Annotated in this window: 19 protein-coding genes; 4 read left to right on the top strand and 15 right to left on the bottom strand. The window is 70.5% G+C overall.

Features of this window, described 5'->3' with window-relative positions; all coding sequences use genetic code 11:
- Positions 1 to 36: 36 nt before the first annotated feature.
- Positions 37 to 2,862: a fumarate reductase/succinate dehydrogenase flavoprotein subunit gene (locus tag ACFYZS_RS16140; RefSeq protein WP_389012107.1), complete on the top strand. Its 2,826-nt coding sequence runs from the start codon at positions 37 to 39 to the stop codon at positions 2,860 to 2,862.
- 99 nt (positions 2,863 to 2,961) lie between these two features.
- A complete protein-coding gene (locus ACFYZS_RS16135; protein ID WP_389012105.1) occupies positions 2,962 to 3,561 on the top strand; it encodes a Uma2 family endonuclease in 600 nt (199 codons plus the stop codon).
- A 63-nt stretch (positions 3,562 to 3,624) separates the two neighbouring features.
- On the opposite strand, the gene nuoN is transcribed toward ACFYZS_RS16135, so the two are convergent.
- From nuoN to ACFYZS_RS16065, 14 genes are read right to left on the bottom strand one after another with little or no spacing between them, the layout of a single operon-like run.
- Complete coding sequence (gene nuoN, locus ACFYZS_RS16130; protein WP_389012102.1) at positions 3,625 to 5,271, bottom strand: NADH-quinone oxidoreductase subunit NuoN; 1,647 nt, start codon at positions 5,269 to 5,271, stop codon at positions 3,625 to 3,627.
- Between the two features lie 5 nt (positions 5,272 to 5,276).
- On the bottom strand, positions 5,277 to 6,869 hold the full coding sequence (locus ACFYZS_RS16125) for an NADH-quinone oxidoreductase subunit M (RefSeq protein WP_389012099.1): 1,593 nt from the start codon (positions 6,867 to 6,869) through the stop codon (positions 5,277 to 5,279).
- 1 nt (position 6,870) lies between these two features.
- Complete coding sequence (nuoL, locus tag ACFYZS_RS16120; protein WP_389012096.1) at positions 6,871 to 8,766, bottom strand: NADH-quinone oxidoreductase subunit L; 1,896 nt, start codon at positions 8,764 to 8,766, stop codon at positions 6,871 to 6,873.
- 12 nt (positions 8,767 to 8,778) lie between these two features.
- Positions 8,779 to 9,078, bottom strand: coding sequence for an NADH-quinone oxidoreductase subunit NuoK (gene nuoK / locus ACFYZS_RS16115; RefSeq protein WP_030161991.1), 300 nt, complete (start codon positions 9,076 to 9,078; stop codon positions 8,779 to 8,781).
- On the bottom strand, positions 9,075 to 9,884 hold the full coding sequence (locus ACFYZS_RS16110) for an NADH-quinone oxidoreductase subunit J (RefSeq protein WP_389012093.1): 810 nt from the start codon (positions 9,882 to 9,884) through the stop codon (positions 9,075 to 9,077). Before ACFYZS_RS16110 ends, nuoK begins: the two co-directional genes overlap by 4 nt.
- Positions 9,881 to 10,489 carry an NADH-quinone oxidoreductase subunit NuoI gene (nuoI, locus tag ACFYZS_RS16105; protein ID WP_099889996.1) on the bottom strand — a complete coding sequence of 203 codons (609 nt, stop codon included), beginning with the start codon at positions 10,487 to 10,489 and terminating at the stop codon, positions 9,881 to 9,883. Before nuoI ends, ACFYZS_RS16110 begins: the two co-directional genes overlap by 4 nt.
- Positions 10,482 to 11,852 carry an NADH-quinone oxidoreductase subunit NuoH gene (gene nuoH / locus ACFYZS_RS16100; RefSeq protein WP_389012090.1) on the bottom strand — a complete coding sequence of 457 codons (1,371 nt, stop codon included), beginning with the start codon at positions 11,850 to 11,852 and terminating at the stop codon, positions 10,482 to 10,484. The genes nuoI and nuoH overlap by 8 nt, the downstream gene beginning before the upstream one ends.
- The gene (locus tag ACFYZS_RS16095) at positions 11,849 to 14,356 is read right to left on the bottom strand and encodes an NADH-quinone oxidoreductase subunit G (protein ID WP_389012087.1); all 2,508 of its coding nucleotides are present in this window, start codon (positions 14,354 to 14,356) and stop codon (positions 11,849 to 11,851) included. Before ACFYZS_RS16095 ends, nuoH begins: the two co-directional genes overlap by 4 nt.
- The gene (gene nuoF / locus ACFYZS_RS16090) at positions 14,353 to 15,699 is read right to left on the bottom strand and encodes an NADH-quinone oxidoreductase subunit NuoF (protein WP_387282881.1); all 1,347 of its coding nucleotides are present in this window, start codon (positions 15,697 to 15,699) and stop codon (positions 14,353 to 14,355) included. The genes ACFYZS_RS16095 and nuoF overlap by 4 nt, the downstream gene beginning before the upstream one ends.
- Positions 15,699 to 16,445, bottom strand: a complete 747-nt coding sequence (nuoE, locus tag ACFYZS_RS16085; protein WP_389012083.1) for an NADH-quinone oxidoreductase subunit NuoE — start codon at positions 16,443 to 16,445, stop codon at positions 15,699 to 15,701. The genes nuoF and nuoE overlap by 1 nt, the downstream gene beginning before the upstream one ends.
- The gene (locus ACFYZS_RS16080; RefSeq protein ID WP_389012080.1) at positions 16,442 to 17,791 is read right to left on the bottom strand and encodes an NADH-quinone oxidoreductase subunit D; all 1,350 of its coding nucleotides are present in this window, start codon (positions 17,789 to 17,791) and stop codon (positions 16,442 to 16,444) included. Before ACFYZS_RS16080 ends, nuoE begins: the two co-directional genes overlap by 4 nt.
- Positions 17,791 to 18,510 carry an NADH-quinone oxidoreductase subunit C gene (locus ACFYZS_RS16075; protein WP_389012077.1) on the bottom strand — a complete coding sequence of 240 codons (720 nt, stop codon included), beginning with the start codon at positions 18,508 to 18,510 and terminating at the stop codon, positions 17,791 to 17,793. The genes ACFYZS_RS16080 and ACFYZS_RS16075 overlap by 1 nt, the downstream gene beginning before the upstream one ends.
- Positions 18,507 to 19,061, bottom strand: a complete 555-nt coding sequence (locus ACFYZS_RS16070; protein ID WP_030028258.1) for an NADH-quinone oxidoreductase subunit B family protein — start codon at positions 19,059 to 19,061, stop codon at positions 18,507 to 18,509. Before ACFYZS_RS16070 ends, ACFYZS_RS16075 begins: the two co-directional genes overlap by 4 nt.
- Positions 19,062 to 19,076: 15 nt before the next feature.
- Complete coding sequence (locus ACFYZS_RS16065; RefSeq protein WP_030028256.1) at positions 19,077 to 19,436, bottom strand: NADH-quinone oxidoreductase subunit A; 360 nt, start codon at positions 19,434 to 19,436, stop codon at positions 19,077 to 19,079.
- 757 nt (positions 19,437 to 20,193) lie between these two features.
- On the opposite strand from ACFYZS_RS16065, the gene ACFYZS_RS16060 reads away from it, so the two are divergent.
- Positions 20,194 to 21,030, top strand: a complete 837-nt coding sequence (locus ACFYZS_RS16060) for a C40 family peptidase (RefSeq protein WP_389012074.1) — start codon at positions 20,194 to 20,196, stop codon at positions 21,028 to 21,030.
- Between the two features lie 194 nt (positions 21,031 to 21,224).
- On the top strand, positions 21,225 to 21,530 hold the full coding sequence (locus ACFYZS_RS16055) for a hypothetical protein (RefSeq protein WP_389012071.1): 306 nt from the start codon (positions 21,225 to 21,227) through the stop codon (positions 21,528 to 21,530).
- A gap of 187 nt (positions 21,531 to 21,717) precedes the next feature.
- On the opposite strand, the gene ACFYZS_RS16050 is transcribed toward ACFYZS_RS16055, so the two are convergent.
- Positions 21,718 to 23,001: a geranylgeranyl reductase family protein gene (locus tag ACFYZS_RS16050; protein WP_389012069.1), complete on the bottom strand. Its 1,284-nt coding sequence runs from the start codon at positions 22,999 to 23,001 to the stop codon at positions 21,718 to 21,720.
- Positions 23,002 to 23,073 lie beyond the last annotated feature (72 nt).

Genomic DNA, 23,073 nt, shown 5'->3' with positions numbered 1-23,073 from the left:
GACACCCTCGAAACCACCCCGAAGGGCAACCCCGCCATGGACATCCCCGCACTCGCCGACGCCGAGGAACTCTCCTGCGACGTCCTCGTCATCGGCGGCGGCACCGCCGGCACGATGGCGGCCCTGACCGCCGCCGGCCGCGGCGCGCGGGTCCTGCTGCTGGAGAAGGCGCACGTACGCCACTCCGGCGCCCTCGCCATGGGCATGGACGGGGTCAACAACGCGGTCGTCCCCGGCCGCGCCGAGCCCGACGACTACGTCGCCGAGATCACCCGCGCCAACGACGGCGTCGTCGACCAGTCCACCGTCCGCCGGACCGCCACCCGCGGCTTCGCGATGGTGCAGCGCCTGGAGTCGTACGGGGTGAAGTTCGAGAAGGACGAGCACGGCGAGTACGCGGTCCGCCGGGTCCACCGCTCCGGCTCGTACGTGCTGCCCATGCCCGAGGGCAAGGACGTCAAGAAGGTGCTCTACCGGCAGTTGCGCCGCCGGGAGATGCGCGAGCGGATCCGGATCGAGAACCGGGTGATGCCGGTACGGGTCCTCACCTCGCCCGAGGACGGCCGGGCCATCGGCGCGGCCGCCTTCAACACCCGTACCGGCGCCTTCGTGACGGTCCGCGCGGGCGCCGTGATCCTCGCGACCGGCCCCTGCGGCCGCCTCGGACTCCCGGCTTCCGGATATCTGTACGGGACGTACGAGAACCCCACCAACGCCGGTGACGGCTACGCCATGGCCTACCACGCGGGCGCGGCCCTCACCGGGATCGAGTGCTTCCAGATCAACCCGCTGATCAAGGACTACAACGGGCCGGCGTGCGCGTACGTCGCGAACCCCTTCGGCGGCTACCAGGTCAACCGGCACGGCGAGCGGTTCGTCGACTCCGACTACTGGTCGGGGCAGATGATGTCGGAGTTCGCGGCCGAACTCGCCTCGGACCGCGGGCCGGTGTACCTGAAGCTCAGCCACCTCCCCGAGGAGTCGGTCGCCGCCCTCGAATCGATCCTGCACACCACCGAGCGGCCGACGCGCGGCACCTTCCACGAGGGCCGCGGCCACGACTACCGCACGCACGACATCGAGATGCACATCTCGGAGATCGGACTGTGCGGGGGCCATTCGGCGTCGGGCGTGCGCGTCGACGACCACGCGCGCACCACCGTGCCGCGGCTCTACGCGGCCGGGGACCTGGCCTCCGTACCGCACAACTACATGATCGGGGCGTTCGTCTTCGGCGACCTGGCGGGCGAGGACGCGGCGCGGTACACGGCGTACGAGGGCCCCCTCCCGGCGGATCAGGTGGCGGCGGCGCACGAGCTGGTCTACCGGCCGCTGCGCCGGCCGGACGGGCCGCCGCAGCCACAGGTGGAGTACAAGCTGCGGCGGTTCGTGAACGACTACGTGGCCCCGCCGAAGACGGGCGCCAAACTGTCCCTGGCCGTGGAGGCCTTCGCCCGGATGAGCGGCGAGATCGAGGAGATGGGAGCGCGGACCCCGCACGAGCTGATGCGGTGCGCGGAGGTGTCGTTCATCCGGGACTGCGCCGAGATGGCGGCCCGGGCCTCGCTGGCGCGCACCGAGTCGCGCTGGGGCCTCTACCACGAGCGGCTCGACCACCCTGAGCGCGACGACCCGGCCTGGCTGCACCACCTGGACCTGCGCAAGTCGGCGTCGGGGGCGATGGAGTTCACGGCCCGGCCGGTGGAGCCGTACGTGGTCCCCGTCCCCGAATTCACCCCGCGGGGCGGCCCCTCCATCCACCTGGGCGAGGTCGAACTGGTCGGCGTGGCCACGGCGGGGCCGCGCGGGGCCGCCCCGCTCCCGGGCGGGGCCGTACCCTCCGCCGCAGCGGGGCCCGCGGCCGGTGCGGCCCCCGGCTCCGGCGCCCGCGCCGGGGCGGACACGCAGCCAGGGATGCCCGCCGAGGCCCACCCCTCCGGTGCCGCGACCGCCGCCGGTGCGGGGACCGCGCCCGGTGCCGGCCCGGCCGCCGCCTCCCCGCGGCTGCTGACCCTGCTCGCGCTCGCCGAGGAGTCGCCCGCCCTCGACGTACTGCGGCCCTACCTGACCGACCCCGACCCGGGCGTGCGCACCACTGCCGTCGGCGTGGTCACCGAGACCGTCCCGGCCGGCGCCGGGCCGGCGCTGGCCGCCGCCCTGGCCGACCCGGCCCCTGCGGTACGGGCCGCCGCCGCGGGCTCGCTGCGGGAGCTGCTGGAGGTGCTCCCCGGGGGCCCGGAGCTCGGGGCCGCCCTGCGCGCGGCGCTCCCCGTACCGGATCCGGTGGTGCGCGCCGCCGCCCTGGAGGCCCTGCGCGCGCTGCGGCTCGGCGGCGCCGCCCTGTACGCGCAGTCCCTGGCGGACCCCGACCCGGAGGTCCGTATCCACGCCGTACGGGCGCTGGTCTCGGTGGACGCCGTCGACGCCCTCGCGCGGGCCGCGGCGGACCCGGCCCGGGAGGTCCGGGTCGCGGTGGCCAAGGGGCTCGCGGCGGTGCACGCCCCGGCCCCGGATCCGCTGGACCCGCTCCTGGCGGATCCGGACCCGCTGGTCCGCGCCGCGGCCCTGGCGGCGCTGGCCGCGACGGGCTGCCCGGCGCCGTACGCCGCCACGGCCGTCGCGGCCCTGGCCGACCCGGCCTGGCAGGTCCGCACCGGCGCCGCCACCGCCCTCTCGGCGGCCGACCCCGCTACGGCCGTCGCCCCCCTGGCCGCGGCCCTGAAGGACGACAACGCGGACGTCCGCAAGGCCGCCGTCCTCTCCCTCCGCACCCACCGCGCCGTCCCACAGGCCCGCACGGCCCTGTCCACAGCCGCCTCGGACCCGGACGCGGACGTCCGCGCATATGCCGCTCGCCCGTGACTACGGCACTTGGTCAACACTCCGCCTCCCGCTCACACGTGCGGGCGGTCCAGAGCCGATTCCCGGCGATACGCTGAACGGACTGGCGAGACTCGGCTCATGGGAGCACTGATGAACCCGGAATACAGCTGGCCGATCCCACCCGCGGGCGGCTGGACTGCCGATGACCTGGACACGCTTCCGAATCTGCCTCCGCACACGGAGCTGATCGACGGGAACCTGATCTTCGTGAGTCCGCAGACCCTCTTCCACTCGCGGGCGGTCAGCTTCTTCGAGAGGCAGATCGAGTCGCTGGTCCCGGAAGGCCTTGAGGTCCTCCGCGAGTTCACCATCGACATCGATCGGCACAACCGCCCCGAGCCTGATGTCATCGTGTGCCGCGAGGACGTCGTCGACGACCTGGACCAGACCCGCCTTCCGGCCGAGGCGGTCCTGCTGGCGATCGAGGTCGTGTCGCCGGAGTCCATCGGCCGTGACCGCGAGACCAAACCAGTGAAGTACGCCCGAGTCGGCATCCCGCACTACTGGCGCGTCGAGAACAAGGACGGCCGAGCCGTTGTCTACGTGTTCGAACGCGAGCCGGTGACAGGCTCCTACGTCGCGGCCGGCATTTTCCACGACCGCCTGAAGGTCTCCGACCCCTTTCCCATCGACCTGGACCTCACCGGGATCATGCCGAAGCGCCGCCGCGCCGAATAGCACCGCCACACGCCACTGGGCCCGGCTCCCATCGGGGAGCCGGGCCCAGTCGTGTCGCGGGCGTCAGCGGACGAACGTGCTCGCCTGGCCCGCCAGGTCCAGGAAGTACTGCGGGGCCACACCCAGGACCAGGGTGACCACCACGCCCACCGCGATCGTCGTCATCGTCAGCGGCGACGGGACGGCCACCGTGGGGCCGTCGGCCTTCGGCTCGCTGAAGAACATCAGGACGATCACCCGGATGTAGAAGAACGCGGCGATCGCGGACGAGATCACACCGACCACGACCAGCACCCCGGCGCCGCCCTCCGCCGCCGCCTTGAACACGGCGAACTTCCCGGCGAAGCCCGAGGTCAGCGGGATGCCGGCGAAGGCCAGCAGGAACACCGCGAACACCGCCGCCGTCAGCGGCGAACGGCGGCCCAGACCGGCCCACTTGGACAGGTGCGTCGCCTCGCCGCCCGCGTCGCGCACCAGCGTGACCACCGCGAACGCGCCGATCGTCACGAAGGAGTACGCGCCCAGGTAGAAGAGGACGGACTGGACGCCCTCCGCCGAGGTCGCGATCACACCGGCCAGGATGAAGCCCGCGTGCGCGATCGAGGAGTACGCCAGCAGCCGCTTGACGTCGGTCTGGGTCACCGCGATCACCGCGCCGGCCAGCATCGTCAGGATCGCGACGCCCCACATCACCGGGCGCCAGTCCCACCGCAGGCCCGGCAGGACCACGTACAGCAGGCGGAGCAGCGCGCCGAACGCGGCCACCTTCGTCGCCGCCGCCATGAAGCCGGTGACCGGGGTCGGGGCGCCCTGGTAGACGTCCGGGGTCCACATGTGGAACGGGACCGCGCCGACCTTGAAGAGCAGGCCCATCAGGATCAGCGCCCCGCCGATCAGCAGCAGCGCGTCGTTGCCCATGGTGTCGGCGAGCGCCGGGTCGATCTTGGTGACCGTGCCGTCGACCACGTCGGCGATGGCCGCGTACGAGACCGAGCCCGCGTACCCGTAGACCAGGGCGATGCCGAAGAGGAGGAAGGCCGAGGAGAACGCGCCCAGCAGGAAGTACTTGACCGCCGCCTCCTGCGACATCAGCCGCTGGCGGCGGGCGACGGCGCAGAGCAGGTACAGCGGGAGGGAGAAGACCTCCAGCGCCACGAACAGCGTCAGCAGGTCGTTGGCGGCCGGGAAGATCAGCATTCCGGAGACCGCGAACAGGGCCAGCGGGAAGACCTCGGTGGTGGTGAAGCCCGCCTTGACCGCGGCCTTCTCGCTCTCGCTGCCCGGTACGGACGCCGCCTGCGCGGCGAAGGAGTCCACCCGGTTGCCGTGCGCGGCCGGGTCCAGGCGCCGCTCCGCGAAGGTGAAGACCGCGACGATCGCGGACAGCAGGATGATCCCCTGGAGGAACAGCGCCGGGCCGTCCACGGCCACCGCGCCCATCGCCGCGATGTGCGCCTTGTCGCTGCCGTACCCGCCGGCGGCGAGGCCGACGACCGCGGCGAAGGCCGAGGCCAGCGCGGCGACGGCGAGGAACACCTGGACGTAGTAGCGGGACTTGCGCGGTACGAAGGCCTCGACGAGGACTCCGAGGACCGCCGCGCCCACCACGATCAGCGTGGGCGCGAGCTGCGCGTACTCGATGTGCGGGGCCGGGATCCGGTCGATCGGCTCCCCGGCCGCCAGCGTCAGCAGCCCACGGGCCGCAGCCATGGTGCTCACTTCGCCGCCTCCCCGTTCTTGGCCTCGACGGCCACCTGTGGCTTCGGATCCTTCTCGTGTACGTCGGACAAGGTGTGCTCCACCGCCGGGTTGACGATCTGGGTGAGCGGCTTCGGGTACACGCCCAGCCCGATCAGCAGCACGATCAGCGGGGCGACCACCAGCACCTCGCGCAGGTGCAGGTCCCGCATGGTGCGGACCTCCTCCTTCACGGGGCCGGTCATCGTGCGCTGGTAGAGCACCAGGGTGTAGAGCGCGGCCAGCACGATGCCGATGGTGGCGATGATGCCGATGACGGGATAGCGGGCGAACGTGCCGACCAGGACCAGGAATTCGCTGACGAAGGGCGCGAGGCCCGGCAGCGACAGGGTGGCGAGGCCGCCGATCAGGAAGGTGCCGGCCAGCACCGGGGCCACCTTCTGCACACCGCCGTAGTCGGCGATGAGCCGGGAGCCGCGGCGCGAGATCAGGAAGCCGGCGACCAGCATCAGCGCGGCCGTCGAGATCCCGTGGTTGACCATGTACAGCGTCGCGCCCGACTGCCCCTGGGAGGTCATCGCGAAGATGCCCATGATGATGAACCCGAAGTGGGAGATCGAGGCGTACGCGACCAGGCGCTTGATGTCCCGCTGCCCCACCGCGACCAGCGCGCCGTAGACGATGCTGATCAGGGACAGGACGAGGATCGCGGGCGTGGCCCACTTGCTGGCCTCCGGGAACAGCCCGAGGCAGAAGCGGAGCATCGCGAAGGTGCCGACCTTGTCGACGACCGCGGTGATCAGGACGGCGACCGGGGCGGTGGCCTCGCCCATCGCGTTCGGCAGCCAGGTGTGCAGCGGCCACAGCGGGGCCTTCACCGCGAAGGCGAAGAAGAAGCCGAGGAACAGCAGCCGCTCGGTGTTGGTCGCCATGTCGAGCGTGCCCGCGGCGCGGGCGGCGGTGATCTCCTGGAGCGAGAAGTTCCCGGCGACCACGTACAGGCCGATGACGGCGGCCAGCATGATCAGGCCGCCGACCAGGTTGTAGAGGAGGAACTTGACCGCCGCGTACGAGCGCTGCGCGGCCGCGTTCTCGTCCGTCCCTGCGTGGGCCCGGTCACCGAAGCCGCCGATGAGGAAGTACATCGGGATGAGCATGGCTTCGAAGAAGATGTAGAAGAGGAAGACGTCGGTGGCCTCGAAGGAGATGACCACCATCGCCTCGACCATCAGGATCAGGGCGAAGAAGCCCTGCGTCGGCCGCCAGCGGGACGAGGACGTCTCCAGGGGGTCGGCGTCGTTCCAGCCGGCCCCGATCACGAACGGGATCAGCAGCGCGGTGAGCGCGATCAGCGCCACCCCGATGCCGTCGACGCCCAGTTCGTAGCGGACGCCGAAGTCGGGGATCCAGGCGTGCGATTCGGTGAGCTGGTAGCGGGCGCCACCGGGCTCGAAGCGGACCGCGACGAGCACGGCCAGGGCCAGCGTCGCCAGCGAGAAGAGCAGCGCCAGCCACTTGGCGGCGGTCCTGCGGGCGGCCGGGACGGCCGCCGTCAGGACGGCGCCGACCGCGGGGACCGCGGCCGTCACCGTCAGAAGCGGGAAACTCATCTCACACCGCCCTCATCAGCAGGGTCGCGGCGATGAGGATCGCCGTGCCCCCGAACATCGAGACCGCGTAGCTGCGGGCGTAGCCGTTCTGCAGCTTGCGCAGCCGGCCGGACAGTCCGCCGACGGAGGCGGCCGTCCCGTTGACCACCCCGTCGACCAGGCTGTGGTCGACGTACACGAGCGAGCGGGTCAGGTGCTCCCCGCCGCGCACCAGCACCACGTGGTTGAAGTCGTCCTGGAGCAGGTCCCGCCGCGCCGCCCGGGTGAGGAGCGAGCCGCGCGGGGCGACCACCGGGACGGGCCTGCGGCCGTACATCGACCAGGCGATGCCCACGCCGACGACCAGGACGACCATGGTGGAAGCGGTCACCGCCATGGCGCTGACCGGCGAATTGCCGTGCTCGTAGCCCGTGACGGGCTCCAGCCACTTCAGGAAGCGCTCGCCGATCTCGAAGAACGCGCCGGCGAAGACCGAACCGAACGCCAGGACGATCATCGGGATCGTCATGGACTTCGGGGACTCGTGCGGGTGCGGCTCGTGACCGTCAGCGTCAGGCTGCCAGCGCTTCTCGCCGAAGAAGGTGAGGAGCATGACCCGGGTCATGTAGAAGGCGGTGATGCCGGCGCCCAGCAGGGCGACCCCGCCGAGGATCCAGCCCTGGGTGCCGCCCTTGGCGAAGGCCGCCTCGATGATCATGTCCTTGGAGAAGAAGCCGGACAGGCCGGGGAAGCCGATGATCGCCAGGTAGCCGAGGCCGAAGGTGACGAAGGTGACCGGCATGAACTTCCGCAGGGCGCCGTACTTGCGCATGTCCACCTCGTCGTTCATCCCGTGCATGACGGAACCCGCGCCGAGGAAGAGGCCTGCCTTGAAGAAGCCGTGCGTCACCAGGTGCATGATCGCGAAGACGTACCCGATGGGGCCGAGGCCCGCCGCCAGGATCATGTAGCCGATCTGGGACATCGTCGAACCGGCGAGGGCCTTCTTGATGTCGTCCTTCGCGCAACCGACGATCGCACCGAAGAGCAGCGTGACCGCGCCCACGATGGTGACCACCAGCTGTGCGTCCGGCGCCCCGTTGAAGACCGCGGCCGAGCGGACGATCAGGTACACGCCCGCCGTCACCATCGTGGCCGCGTGGATCAGGGCCGAGACCGGGGTCGGGCCCTCCATCGCGTCCCCGAGCCAGGACTGCAGCGGCACCTGGGCCGACTTGCCGCAGGCGGCGAGCAGCAGCATCAGGGCGATCGCCGTCAGCTTGCCCTCGGTCGCGTTGCCCACGGAGGCGAACACCGGGCCGAAGGCGAAGGTCCCGAACGTGGTGAACAGCAGCATGATCGCGATCGACAGGCCCATGTCGCCGACCCGGTTGACCAGGAAGGCCTTCTTCGCGGCGGTCGCCGCGCTGGGCTTGTGCTGCCAGAAGCCGATGAGGAGGTACGAGGCGAGGCCGACGCCCTCCCACCCGACGTACAGCAGCAGGTAGTTGTCGGCGAGGACCAGCAGCAGCATCGCCGCGAGGAACAGGTTCAGGTAGCCGAAGAAGCGGCGGCGCCGCTCGTCGTGCTCCATGTACCCGATGGAGTAGATGTGGATGAGCGTGCCGACCCCGGTGATCAGCAGGACGAAGGTCATCGACAGCTGGTCGAGCTGGAAGGCCACGTCCGCCTGGAAGCCCTCGACCGGGATCCAGGTGTACAGCTTCTCGTACAGGGTCCGGTCCTCGGCGCCGCGCCCGAGCAGGTCGGCGAAGAGGACCACGCCGATCCCGAAGGAGGCGGCCGCGAACAGGGTGCCGAGCCAGTGCCCGGCCTTGTCGAGGCGCCGGCCGCCCAGAAGCAGCACCGCCGCTCCGAGCAGGGGCGCCGCGATCAGCAGCCCAATCAGATTCTCCACTGTGAGCGCCCCTTACAGCTTCATCAGGCTGGCGTCGTCGACCGAGGCCGAGTGGCGGGTACGGAACAGCGACACGATGATCGCGAGGCCCACCACGACCTCCGCGGCGGCGACGACCATCGTGAAGAAGGCGATGATCTGGCCGTCGAGGTTGCCGTGCATCCGGGAGAAGGCGACGAACGCGAGGTTGCAGGCGTTGAGCATCAGCTCGATGCACATGAACAGCACGATCGCGTTCTTCCGGATGAGCACTCCGGCCGCGCCGATGGTGAACAGCAGGGCGGCCAGGTACAGGTAGTTGACCGGATTCACTTCGATGCCTCCTCGCGGCCGAGGCGCTCCGCCGACGCCTGCTCCAGCGCCTTCAGGTCGTTCAGCGCCTCGCTCGACACGTCCCGGATCTGGCCGCGGGCGCGCAGCGTCTTGTTGACGGTCAGCTCGGACGGGGTGCCGTCCGGGAGCAGGCCGGCGACGTCCACCGCGTTGTGCCGGGCGTAGACGCCGGGCGCGGGCAGCGGCGGGAGCTGGACGCCCTCGCGCACGCGGCGCTCGGCGAGCTCGCGCTGGGTGGCGGCGCGCTCGGTGCGCTCCCGGTGGGTGAGGACCATCGCGCCGACGGCGGCGGTGATCAGCAGCGCGCCGGTGATCTCGAAGGCGAACACGTACTTGGTGAAGATCAGCGTGGCCAGCCCCTCCACGTGCCCGGCGGAGTTGATCCGGCCGAGCCCGTTGAAGTGGGTCAGCTTCGCGTTGGCGATGCCGGCGATGAGGAGGATGCCGAAGCCGAGTCCGCACAGGGCGGCCAGCCAGCGCTGCCCCTTGAGGGTCTCCTTCAGCGAGTCGGCGGCGGTGACGCCGACGAGCATGACCACGAAGAGGAAGAGCATCATGATCGCGCCCGTGTAGACGATGACCTGGACCACGCCCAGGAAGTACGCCCCGTTGGCGAGGTAGAAGACCGCCAGGATGATCATCGTCCCGGCCAGGCTCAGCGCGCTGTGCACGGCCTTCTTCATCAGGATCGTGGACAGCGCGCCGATGACGGCGACGGTGCCGAGGATCCAGAACTGGACCGCCTCGCCCGTGGAGGTCGAGGTGGCCGCTGCGAGGGCGCTCATGCCTGCACCTCCTCGGCACCGGCCGCGGTCTCGCCCTTGGAGACGGCCACCTGCCGGACCGTCCCGGGAGCGGCTCCCGTGACCAGCCCGCGGTAGTAGTCCTGCTCGTCCGTGCCCGGGAAGATCGAGTGCGGCGACTCCACCATGCCCTCGGTCAGGCCCGCGAGCAGCTGCTCCTTGGTGTAGATGAGCGATTCGCGGCTGGAGTCGGCCAGTTCGAACTCGTTCGTCATCGTCAGGGCCCGCGTCGGGCAGGCCTCGATGCACAGCCCGCACAGGATGCAGCGGGCGTAGTTGATCTGGTAGACCCGCCCGTACCGCTCACCCGGGGAGTAGCGCTCCTCCTCGGTGTTGTCCGCGCCCTCCACGTAGATGGCGTCGGCGGGGCAGGCCCAGGCGCACAGCTCGCAGCCGATGCACTTCTCCAGACCGTCCGGGTGCCGGTTCAGCTGGTGCCGTCCGTGGAAGCGCGGAGCGGTGGTCTTCTGCTGCTCCGGGTACTGCTCGGTGAGGCGCTTCTTGAACATGGCCTTGAAGGTCACGCCGAAGCCGGCCACCGGGTTCTGCCACTTCTCGCCCTGCTCGGCATCAGACTTGTCAGACATTCTCAGCACCCTCCTCTCGGTCACTGTCAGTATTCGTCCCGCCACTGACAATCAGCTCCCGCTCACTGCGAGGCCGCCTGCGCGGTACGGGTGCCAGGTGCTGGCCGGGCTTGGGAGGTACGGGGAACCCGCCCGCGAGCGGGTCGAAGGGCTCGGCCCCGGCGGCCTCGCCGGCCCGCCCGGCGGAAGCCTTCTCCTTCCGGTCGCGGAAGAGGTCCGCGACGAAGGACAGCAGCAGGATCGCGACGACCGCCCCGCCGACGTAGAGGACGATCTCCGAGAAGTCGTAGCTCTCGTTGCGCAGCGCGCGGACGGTCGCGACCAGCATCAGCCAGACCACGGAGACCGGGATCAGGACCTTCCAGCCGAGCTTCATCAGCTGGTCGTAGCGCACGCGGGGCAGCGTGCCGCGCAGCCAGATGAAGAAGAACAGCAGCAGCTGGACCTTGATGACGAACCAGAGCATCGGCCACCAGCCGTGGTTCGCGCCCTCCCAGAAGTGGCTGATCGGGTACGGGGCCCGCCAGCCGCCCAGGAAGAGGGTGACCGAGACCGCCGAGACGGTGACCATGTTGACGTACTCGGCCAGCATGAACAGCGCGAACTTGATGGAGGAGTACTCGGTGTTGAAGCCGCCGACGAGGTCGCCCTCGGACTCCGGCATGTCGAACGGCGCCCGGTTCGTCTCCCCGACCATCGTGATGACGTAGATGATGAAGGAGACCGGCAGCAGCACGATGTACCAGCGGTCCGCCTGCGCCTCCACGATCGCCGAGGTCGACATCGACCCGGAGTAGAGGAAGACGGAGGCGAAGGCCGCGCCCATCGCGATCTCGTACGAGATCATCTGCGCGCAGGAGCGCAGGCCGCCGAGGAGCGGGTACGTGGAGCCCGAGGACCAGCCGGCCAGGACGATGCCGTAGATGCCGACCGAGGCGACCGCGAGGATGTAGAGCATCGCGATCGGCAGGTCGGTGAGCTGCATCGTGGTGCGCTGGCCGAAGATCGAGACCTCGTCGCCGGGCGGGCCGAAGGGGATCACCGCGATGGCCATGAAGGCCGGGATCGCCGCGATGATCGGGGCCAGGACGTACACCACCTTGTCGGCCCGCTTGACGATGATGTCTTCCTTGAGCATCAGCTTCACGCCGTCGGCGAGCGACTGGAGCATGCCCCAGGGACCGTGCCGGTTGGGGCCGATGCGCAGCTGCATCCAGGCGACGACCTTGCGCTCCCACACGATGGAGAAGAGCACGGTCACCATCAGGAAGGCGAAGCAGAACACCGCCTTGACGACGACCAGCCACCAGACGTCCCTGCCGAACAGGGAGAGGTCCTCGGCCGCGAGCTGTACCGCGTTCACGCGCCCACCTCCGCAGGGGTGCCGCTGCCGTCGGCCGGGGTCGCCGGGCCGATCCGTACGAGGGTGCCCGGGTGGGCCCCGGTGTCGGCGAGGACGCCGTGCCCGGTGGAGTTCAGCGGGAGCCAGACCACCCGGTCGGGCATCTCGGTGATCCTCAGGGGCAGTTCCACGGAGCCGGCCGGGCCGGTCACCGCGAGGACGTCGCCGTCCTTGACGCCGGTCTCGGCGGCCGTGACGGCCGACAGCCGGGCGCTCGCCTCGTGCCGGGTGCCGGCCAGGGCGTCGTCGCCCTCCTGGAGCCGGCCCAGGTCGAGCAGGAGCCGGTGGCCCGCGAGGACCGCCTCTCCGGCGGCCGGGCGGGGCAGCGGCGCGGTGTCCGCGGACTGCCCGGCGGCGCGCTCCCCGGCCCACGGACCGAGCGCGTCGAGCTCGCGGCGTACGGCGTGTACGTCGGGCAGCGCGATCGGCCGGTCGGCCGCGTCGGCCAGCATGTGCAGCACGCGGGCGTCGGCGGGGGCGAGGCGGCGGGTCATCTGGTCGGGCTTGAGCGCGGCCTCGAACGGCCGGACCCTGCCCTCCCAGTTGATGAACGCGCCGGCCTTCTCGGCGACGGCCGCGACCGGGAAGACCACGTCCGCGTGGTCGGTGACCTGGCCGGGCCGCAGTTCCAGCGAGACCACGAAGGCCTCCTGGAGGGCGACCAGCGCCCGGGCCGGATCCGGCAGGTCGGCGATCTCGACGCCCGCGACCAGCAGGGCGGAGAGCTCGCCCCCGGCGGCGGCCTCGACGATCTGGCCGGTGTCGCGCCCGTAGCGGTGCGGGAGTTCGTCCAGCCCCCAGGCCGTGGCGACCTCGTCGCGGGCCCGCGGGTCGGTGGCCGGCCGGGCACCCGGCAGCAGCGAGGGCAGCGCGCCCGCCTCGACGGCGGCCCGCTCCCCGGCCCGGCGCGGGATCCACACCAGCTGCGCGCCGGTCGCGGCGGCGGCCCGTACGGCGGCGGTCAGCGCGCCCGGCACACCGGCGAGGCGCTCGCCGACGACGATGACCGCGCCGGAGCGGCGCAGCGCCTCGGCGGCCTCGGCCCCGCCGGCCTCCAGGCCGGTACGGGACGCCAGCGCGTCGAGCCATTCGGGCTCGGTGCCCGGGGCGGCGGCCAGCAGGGTGCCGCCCGCCTTCTCCAGGCCGCGGGTGGCGAACGGGGCGAGGGCGAAGGTCCGCTGCTTGTGTTTGCGGTGGGCCTTGCGCAGCCGCAGGAAGACCCCGGGGGCCTCCTCCTCGGACTCGATGCCGGCGAGCAGGACGGCGGGGGCCGCCTCCAGCTTCGCGTACGTCACCCCGGTGCCGTCGAGGTCCTTGCCGGTGCCGGCCACGGTGGCGGCCAGGAACTCGGCCTCCTCCGCGCTGTGGATCCGGGCCCGGAAGTCGATGTCGTTGGTGTCCAGGACGACACGGGCGAACTTGGCGTACGCGTACGCGTCCTCGACGGTGAGCCGCCCGCCGGTCAGGACCCCGGCCCGGCCGCGCGCGGCGGCGAGCCCGGCGGCCGCGGCCTCCAGGGCCTCGGGCCAGCTCGCCGGGGCGAGGACCCCGTCCGAGCCGCGCACCAGCGGGGTGGTGAGGCGGTCGGGGCGCTGCGCGTAGCGGAACCCGAAGCGGCCCTTGTCGCAGATCCACTCCTCGTTGACCTCGGGGTCCTCGGCGGCCATCCGGCGCAGCACCTTGCCGCGGCGGTGGTCGGTCCGGGTCGCGCAGCCGCCCGCGCAGTGCTCGCACACGCTCGGGGAGGAGACGAGGTCGAACGGGCGGGAGCGGAACCGGTAGGCGGCCGAGGTGAGGGCGCCGACGGGGCAGATCTGAATGGTGTTGCCGGAGAAGTACGACTCGAAGGGGTCGCCCTCGCCGATGCCGACCTGCTGGAGCGCGCCGCGCTCCAGGAGCTCGATCATCGGGTCGCCCGCGACCTGCGTGGAGAAGCGGGTGCAGCGCGCGCACAGCACGCACCGCTCGCGGTCCAGCAGCACCTGGGTGGAGATCGGGACCGGCTTCTCGTACGTGCGCTTCTTGCCCTCGAAACGCGAGTCGCTCTGCCCGTGGGACATCGCCTGGTTCTGCAGCGGGCACTCGCCGCCCTTGTCGCAGACCGGGCAGTCCAGCGGGTGGTTGATGAGCAGCAGCTCCATCACGCCGCGCTGGGACTTCTCGGCGACCGGGGAGGTCAGCTGCGTCTTGACGACCATGCCGTCGGTGCAGGTGATGGTGCAGGAGGCCATCGGCTTGCGCTGGCCCTCGACCTCGACGATGCACTGGCGGCAGGCGCCGACCGGGTCGAGGAGGGGGTGGTCGCAGAACCGGGGGATCTCGATGCCGATCTGCTCGGCGGCCCGGATGACCAGGGTCCCCTTGGGCACCGACAGTTCGACGCCGTCGATGGTCAGGGAGATCAGGTCTTCGGGCGGCACGGCGGCCTCTCCGCCACCGGTCGGAGCATTCGTGGTGACGGTCATGCGTTCACCTCCGTGTCAGCCCAGAGGGTCGACTTCTTGGGGTCGAAGGGGCAGCCCTTGCCCGTGATGTGCTGCTCGTACTCCTCGCGGAAGTACTTGAGCGAGGAGAAGATCGGGCTGGCGGCGCCGTCGCCGAGCGCGCAGAACGACTTGCCGTTGATGTTGTCGGCGATGTCGTTCAGCTTGTCGAGGTCCGACATGACGCCCTTGCCGGCCTCGATGTCGCGCAGCAACTGGACCAGCCAGTAGGTGCCTTCGCGGCAGGGGGTGCACTTGCCGCAGGACTCGTGGGCGTAGAACTCGGTCCAGCGGGTGACGGCCCGCACCACGCAGGTCGTCTCGTCGAAGCACTGCAGCGCCTTGGTGCCGAGCATCGAGCCGGCCGCGCCGACGCCCTCGTAGTCCAGCGGCACGTCCAGGTGCTCGGCCGTGAACATCGGGGTGGAGGAGCCGCCCGGGGTCCAGAACTTCAGCCGGTGTCCGGGGCGCATCCCGCCGCTCATGTCGAGCAGCTGGCGCAGGGTGATGCCGAGCGGGGCCTCGTACTGGCCGGGGCCGGCGACGTGCCCGGACAGCGAGTACAGGGTGAAGCCGGGGGACTTCTCGGTGCCCATCGACTTGAACCAGTCCTTGCCCCGGTTCAGGATCGCGGGAACCGAGGCGATGGACTCGACGTTGTTGACGACAGTGGGGCAGGCGTAGAGCCCCTCGACGGCGGGGAAGGGGGGACGCAGCCGGGGCTGACCGCGCCGGCCTTCGAGGGAGTCGAGGAGTGCCGTCTCCTCGCCGCAGATGTAGGCGCCCGCGCCCGCGTGCACGGTGATGTCGAGCTTCAGTCCGCTCCCGAGGATGTCCTCCCCGAGGTAGCCGGCCTCGTACGCCTCGCGCACCGCCTCGTGCAGGCGCCGCAGCACCGGCACGACCTCGCCGCGCAGGTAGATGAAGGCGTGCTCCGACCGGATCGCGTAGCAGGCGATGATCATTCCCTCGATGAGGGAGTGCGGGTTGGCGAAGAGGAGGGGGATGTCCTTGCAGGTTCCCGGCTCCGACTCGTCCGCGTTCACGACGAGGTAGTGCGGCTTCCCGTCGCCCTGCGGGATGAACTGCCACTTCATTCCGGTGGGGAAGCCCGCGCCGCCGCGGCCGCGCAGACCGGAGTCCTTCACGTATGCGATGAGGTCGTCCGGGGTCATCGCGAGCGCCTTGCGCAGGCCCTCGTACCCCTCGTGCCGCCGGTAGGTCTCCAGCGTCCACGACTGCGGCTCGTCCCAGAAGGCCGAGAGCACGGGCGCCAGCAGCTTCTCCGGGGCGCCGTTCTCATGCATTTCGGCAGTCACCGTCATCACTCCCCCTCCTCGGTGGCAGCGGAGGCCTCACCACGCGGGTGCACGACCTTGCCGAGCTGCGGGGTCTCGCCGCGCGCGATGCGCAGCCCGATCAGGGAGGCGGGGCCGGCGCCGCCGCTCGCCTCGACCGCGCCCTCGCGCTCGTCCGGGAAGCCGGCCAGGATCCGGGCGGTCTCCTTGTACGTGCACAGCGGCGCGCCCCGGGTCGGCGCGACGGGCCGGCCGGCGATCAGGTCGTCGACCATGGCCTTGGCGGACTCGGGGGTCTGGTTGTCGAAGAACTCCCAGTTGACCATCACCACGGGGGCGTAGTCGCAGGCCGCGTTGCACTCGATGTGCTCCAGCGTGACCTTGCCGTCGGGGGTGGTCTCGTTGTTGCCGACCCCGAGGTGCTCCTTGAGCTCGTCGAAGATCGCGTCGCCGCCCATGACCGCGCACAGGGTGTTCGTGCAGACGCCGACCTGGTAGTCGCCCGAGGCCTTGCGGCGGTACATCGTGTAGAAGGTGGCCACGGCCGTGACCTCCGCGGTGGTCAGGCCCAGCACCTCGGCGCAGAACCGGACTCCGGTGCGCGAGACGAAGCCCTCCTCGGCCTGGGTCAGGTGCAGCAGCGGCAGCAGCGCGGACCGGCTGTCGGGGTAGCGGGCGATGACCTCCTTCGCGTCCGCTTCGAGCCGGGCGCGTACCTCGGCCGGGAAATCGGGGGCCGGAAGCCGGGGCATACCCAGGCTGACGTCCGTCATCGGTCGACGCCTCCCATCACGGGGTCGATGGAGGCGACGGCGACGATGACGTCGGCGACCTGGCCGCCCTCGCACATCGCGGCCATGGCCTGCAGGTTGGTGAAGGACGGGTCGCGGAAGTGGACCCGGTAGGGGCGGGTGCCGCCGTCGGAGACGACGTGGACCCCGAGCTCGCCCTTGGGCGACTCGACGGCCGCGTACGCCTGGCCGGCCGGTACCCGGAAGCCCTCGGTCACCAGCTTGAAGTGGTGGATGAGGGCCTCCATGGAGGTGCCCATGATGTTCTTGATGTGGTCGAGCGAGTTGCCGAGGCCGTCCGGGCCCATCGCGAGCTGCGCGGGCCAGGCGATCTTCTTGTCGGCGACCATGACCGGGCCCGGCTCCAGCCGTTCCAGGCACTGCTCGACGATCCGCAGGGACTGGCGCATCTCCTCCAGGCGGATCAGGAACCGCCCGTAGGAGTCGCAGCTCTCGGTGGTCGGCACGTCGAACTCGTACGTCTCGTACCCGCAGTACGGGTCCGCCTTGCGCAGGTCGTGCGGCAGGCCGGCGGAGCGCAGGATCGGGCCGGTGGCGCCGAGCGCCATGCAGCCGGTGAGGTCGAGGTAGCCGACGTCCTGCATGCGGGCCTTGAAGATGGGGTTGCCGGTGGCGAGCTTGTCGTACTCCGGCAGGTTCTTCTTCATGGTCTTGAGGAAGTCGCGCAGCTGGTCCACGGCGCCCGGGGGCAGGTCCTGGGCGAGGCCGCCGGGGCGGACGAACGCGTGGTTCATGCGCAGGCCGGTGATCAGCTCGAAGATGTCGAGGATCAGCTCGCGGTCCCGGAAGCCGTAGATCATGATCGTGGTCGCGCCCAGCTCCATGCCGCCGGTGGCGATGCACACCAGGTGGGAGGAGAGCCGGTTGAGCTCCATCAGCAGCACGCGGATGACGGTGGCGCGGTCCGGGATCTGGTCGGTGATGCCGAGGAGCTTCTCGACGCCGAGGCAGTACGCCGTCTCGTTGAAGAACGGCGTCAGGTAGTCCATGCGCGTCACGAAGGTGGTGCCCTGCGTCCAGTTCCGGAATTCGAGGTTCTTCTCGATGCCGGTGTGCAGGTAGCCGATGCCGCAGCGGGCCTCGGTGACGGTCTCGCCGTCGATCTCCAGGATCAGCCGGAGCACGCCGTGGGTGGACGGGTGCTGCGGGCCCATGTTGACGACGATCCGCTCGTCGTCGGCCTTCGCCGCGGACTGGACGATCTCGTCCCAGTCCCCGCCGGTGACGGTGTAGACGGTGCCTTCGGTGGTCTCCCGGGCGGCCGCGGGGTTCGAGGAGGCGTTGTTCGATGCGTTCTGGGCGTTCATCAGCTGTACGACCTCCGCTGGTCGGGAGCCGGGATCTGGGCGCCCTTGTACTCGATGGGGATGCCGCCGAGCGGGTAGTCCTTGCGCTGCGGGAAGCCCTGCCAGTCGTCCGGCATCATGATCCGCGTGAGCGCCGGGTGCCCGTCGAAGACCAGGCCGAAGAAGTCGTACGTCTCGCGCTCGTGCCAGTCGTTCGTCGGGTAGACGGAGACCAGCGACGGGACGTGCGGGTCGGCGTCCGGGGCCGTGACCTCCAGGCGCACCACCCGGCCGTGGGTGATCGAGCGCAGGTGGTAGAGGGCGTGCAGCTCGCGGCTCTTGTCGTCGGGGAAGTGGACCCCCGAGACCCCGGTGCAGAGCTCGAAGCGCAGGGCCGGATCGTCGCGCAGGGTCTTCGCGACGCGGACGAGGTGCTCGCGGGCGATGTGGAGCGTCAGCTCGCCCCGGTCGACGACGACCTTCTCGATCGCGTTCTCCGGGAGCAGGTCCTGCTCTTCCAGCGCCCCTTCGAGCTCGTCGACGACCTCGTCGAAGTAGGAGCCGTACGGGCGGTGGCTCGCGCCGGGCATCGCCACGGTGCGGACGAGGCCGCCGTAGCCGCTGGTGTCGCCGCCGCCGCGGGCGCCGAACATGCCCTTGCGGACGCCGATCACCTCGGGGCCCTGGCCGCGCGGCGCAGGGACGTTGCTGCCGTTCTCCGGCTCTTGGGTCTCGCTCACCGGAGCAGCCCCTTCATCTCGATCGTGGGGAGGGCCTTGAGGGCCGCCGCCTCCGCCTCGCGCGCCGCCTCTTCCCGGTTCACGCCGAGCTTCCCGCCCTGGATCTTCTGGTGGAGCTTGAGGATCGCGTCCATCAGCATCTCGGGGCGCGGCGGGCAGCCGGGGAGATAGATGTCCACCGGGACGATGTGGTCGACGCCCTGGACAATCGCGTAGTTGTTGAACATTCCGCCCGAAGATGCACAAACCCCCATGGAGATGACCCATTTGGGAGCGGGCATCTGGTCGTACACCTGCCGCAGCACCGGCGCCATCTTCTGGCTGACCCGCCCGGCCACGATCATCAGGTCGGCCTGGCGCGGGGATCCGCGGAAGACCTCCATGCCGAAGCGGGCCAGGTCGTACCGGCCCGCTCCGGTGGTCATCATCTCGATGGCGCAGCAGGCGAGGCCGAAGGTCGCGGGGAACACGGATGACTTGCGCACCCAGCCCGCGGCCTGTTCGACGGTGGTCAGCAGAAAGCCGCTCGGCAGCTTCTCTTCCAGTCCCATGGGAAATTCAGCCCCTCAGTCCCATTCCAGGCCGCCGCGGCGCCACACGTAGGCGTAGGCGACGAAGACGGTGAGCACGAAGAGCAGCATCTCGACGAGCCCGAAGATCCCCAGGGAGTCGAAGGTGACGGCCCAGGGGTAGAGGAAGACAACTTCGATGTCGAAGACGATGAAGAGCATCGCCGTCAGGTAGTACTTGATGGGGAAGCGGCCGCCGCCGGCCGGCGTGGGCGTCGGCTCGATGCCGCACTCGTACGCCTCGAGCTTCGCCCGGTTGTACCGTTTTGGGCCGATCAGCGTGGCCATGACCACGGAGAAGATCGCAAACCCTGCGCCGAGGGCGCCGAGCACGAGGATGGGCGCGTACGCATTCACGCTCCTCGCTCCTTCCAGTCGTCCTTGACCGTTGGACCGCCGTGCCGGCCGCCTCGCGAAGATCGCCCAACTCGACGAGATCTCATGTGAGGCAGTTCACAAGCCGGACTGGTGCGCATCTTATGCCCGCTCCTCTGTGATCTGCGACACGGGTAACAACACCGAGTTTGTGATCTCCACCACCTGACGAACGATCATCAAGGCCGATAGGTGGTGATCTTCATACGCGAAGCATCCACATGATCACCAAAGGTGACATCCGGACGCGTTACCGCAGGTAGAAGGCCGATGTCCCTATCAAATGATGTCGAGTGCAGGCAAATTTGCGGGATCAAGCCTTGCACGGTAAAGGAAATCGCCGTCGCCCGGCCGGGGGAGCCCCGGGGACGGGAGTGGACGGGCGCCGGGCGCGTGCGCGCGTTCACGAGCCCCGGCGGCCGGCTCACGGGAAGTTCACGGACAGGTCACGGACGGACCACAGGGCCCTCACAGTGAGACGATCCTGTGACCTGCGCCACACCGAATTCTCGGTTCCGAAACAGGGCTTGGCCATCTGTGCGCAGTGATGGTAGGTCGTGGATCAATTCGGACTTATTGCGGAAACCCCTTGATCACAGCCTTGTGACAGCGTGTCCGATACGTCCGTTACGGCGTCAATAAGACGCGCGGCGCGCCCGGTTAGCCCGGTTCGCGCGCAACTGTGGCGCAGACCACGTTTCTTGAAGGGAACCCGGACCCCCTGATAGCGGTTGTCCTCATGTCCCACACCGCTCACATACCCAGCCACCGGAAGCCCCGCCGCAGCGCCTCGAAGCTCGCGGTCCGCGCCGGAGTTGCCGGTGGCGTCCTCAGCACCCTGGCGATGGCCGGCACGGCGAGCGCGTCCCCGTCCGAGCCCGTGACCGAGACGACGCTCGAAATGCCGGTCCTGAACCTGGATCTGGCCGCCGACGTCTCCTCCGCCGTCACCACCGCCGCCGAGAACACGGCCGCCGCCGCCGTCACCGGTGAGCTGCGCACGCAGGAGGAGCAGGCCCGCACCGGTGCCGCCGCCGAGGCCAAGAAGGCCAAGGAGGAGGCCCAGAAGGCCGACGCCGAGAAGAAGGCGAAGGAGGAGGCGGACCGCAAGGCCGAGGCCGAGCGCGCCACCCGCAGCTCTTCCCGCAACAGCCTGCAGAACGCCTCCGCGTCCGACTCGGGCTCCGAGCTGGGCTCGGGCACCGTCACCGCCCCCGCGACCGGCTCCGCCGCCGCGATCGTCAACTTCGCCCGCGCGCAGGTCGGCAAGGCGTACATCAGCGGCGGCACCGGCCCGTCCTCGTACGACTGCTCCGGCCTCGTCCAGGCCGCCTACCGCCAGGCCGGCGTCACCCTGCCGCGCATGTCGCAGGACCAGTCCGCGCGGGGCACCTCGGTCTCCCTGAGCGCCCTCCAGCCGGGCGACGTCCTGTACTGGGGCTCCCGCGGCAGCGCCTACCACGTCGCCATCTACGTCGGCGGCGGCAAGTTCGTGGGCGCGCAGAACCCCAGCACGGGCATCGTCGAGCGCTCGCTGAGCTACGACAAGCCGACGGGCGCCGTCCGCATCCTCTGAGGCCCCTTCGGGTCCCCCGAGGTTCCCCAGGGGCTCCTGAGCCCCTCTCAGGGCGTCTCCGCACGCTTCAGCACGGCCCGAGGGCCGGCACTCCCCCGCTCGGGGGCGGAGTGCCGGCCCTTTCCGTGTTCGCCGGCGCCCTGAGAGGATGGCGGTACGAGCGCCCGATTCAGGCCAGGAGGTGGCGGACCGCGATGACCGACGCGTACGAGGGACAGGGCGACACCGCCGACCCCACCCCCGTGCCCGCCGCCGCCGGGCTCTTCCTGCTCGCCATCGGCGGCTGGCTGCTCAACACCACCCGCCCCTGGCACAAACCCGGACATCCCGTCATCCTGGGGCTCGGCTGGGCCGTTGCCTTCGCGCTGCTGCTCTGGGGCACGGTGCTGGTGGCCCGCTGCGTACGGACGGTCCACGCCCCGCGGCAGCGGCCGGCGCACGGGGACGGAAACGACGAAGCGGGCCGAACCGGTGGAACCCCGGCCCGGCCCGCTCCCTAGGTCGTGTCGTCAAAGTCCCGTCTGGTCGGTGGGGTCTGGCACGCACGCTCGCCGCGTTGTCGTCGGTCACCGACGCTCCGCGTCGGTTCCCTCCTCCGCCTTGCGATCGCACGCACCAGACCCCACCGACCACCGCCCTTCGGGCGGCCGACGCTACTTTGACGACGCTCCCTAGGAGCTCCCGGCCTCAGGCCTTGGGGGCCACCTTCGAGAGGCCGTTGATGATGCGGTCCATCGCGTCGCCGCCCGCCGGGTCGGTCAGGTTGGCCAGCATCTTCAACGTGAACCGCATCAGCACCGGGTGCGTCAGGCCCCGCTGCGCCGCGATCTTCATGACCTTCGGGTTGCCGATCAGCTTCACGAAGGCGCGGCCCAGCGAGTAGTAGCCGCCGTACGTCTCCTTGAGCACCTTCGGGTAGCTGTGCAGCGCCAGCTCGCGCTGGGCCGGAGTGGCCCGGGCGTGCGCCTGCACGATGACGTCGGCCGCGATCTGCCCCGATTCCATCGCATACGCGATGCCCTCGCCGTTGAACGGGTTGACGAGCCCGCCCGCGTCGCCGACCAGCAGCAGGCCCTTGGTGTAGTGCGGCTGCCGGTTGAAGGCCATCGGCAGGGCCGCGCCGCGGATCGGCTGCGTCATGTTCTCGGGGGTGTAGCCCCAGTCCTCCGGCATGGACGCGCACCAGGCCTTGAGGACCTCGCGCCAGTCCAGCTCCCGGAACGCGGAGGAGGAGTTGAGGATGCCGAGGCCGACGTTGGACGTGCCGTCGCCCATGCCGAAGATCCAGCCGTAGCCGGGCAGCAGCCGGTCCTGCGCACCGCGCCGGTCCCACAGCTCCAGCCAGGACTCCAGGTAGTCGTCGTCGTGCCGGGGCGAGGTGAAGTACGTACGGACGGCGACGCCCATCGGGCGGTCCTCGCGCCGGTGCAGGCCCATCGCGAGGGACAGGCGCGAGGAGTTGCCGTCGGCGGCGACGACGAGCGGGGCGCTGAAGGTGACCGGGGTCTTCTCCTCGCCCAGCTTCGCCTGCACACCGGTGATGTGACCGGTGCGGGGGTCGCGGACGGGCTCGCCGACGTTGCAGCGCTCGTACAGGCGGGCGCCGGCCTTCTGGGCCTGGCGGGCCAGGGTCTCGTCGAAGTCGTCCCGCTTGCGGACGAGTCCGTAGTCCGGGAAGGAGGCGAGATCCGGCCAGTCCAGCTGGAGGCGCTGGCCGCCGCCGATGATCCGCAGGCCCTTGTTGCGGAGCCAGCCGGCCTCTTCGGAGACGTCGATGCCCATGGCCACCAGCTGCTTCGTGGCGCGCGGGGTCAGACCGTCACCGCAGACCTTCTCGCGCGGGAACGCCGTCTTCTCCAGCAGCAGGACGTCGAGTCCGGCCTTGGCGAGGTAGTAGGCGGTGGTCGAGCCGGCGGGCCCGGCCCCGACGACGATCACATCCGCGGAGTGTTCGGAGAGGGGCTCGGTCACTGCGGGGTCTCCCGAAGGCTCGATAAGGGGTGCCCAACGGCACGGGACATGTGCAGTCTATGCAGCGAGAGA

Source organism: Streptomyces sp. NPDC001903, assembly GCF_042891345.1.
Classification (GTDB): domain Bacteria; phylum Actinomycetota; class Actinomycetes; order Streptomycetales; family Streptomycetaceae; genus Streptomyces.
This window is presented reverse-complemented; position numbering and strand designations above follow the sequence as displayed.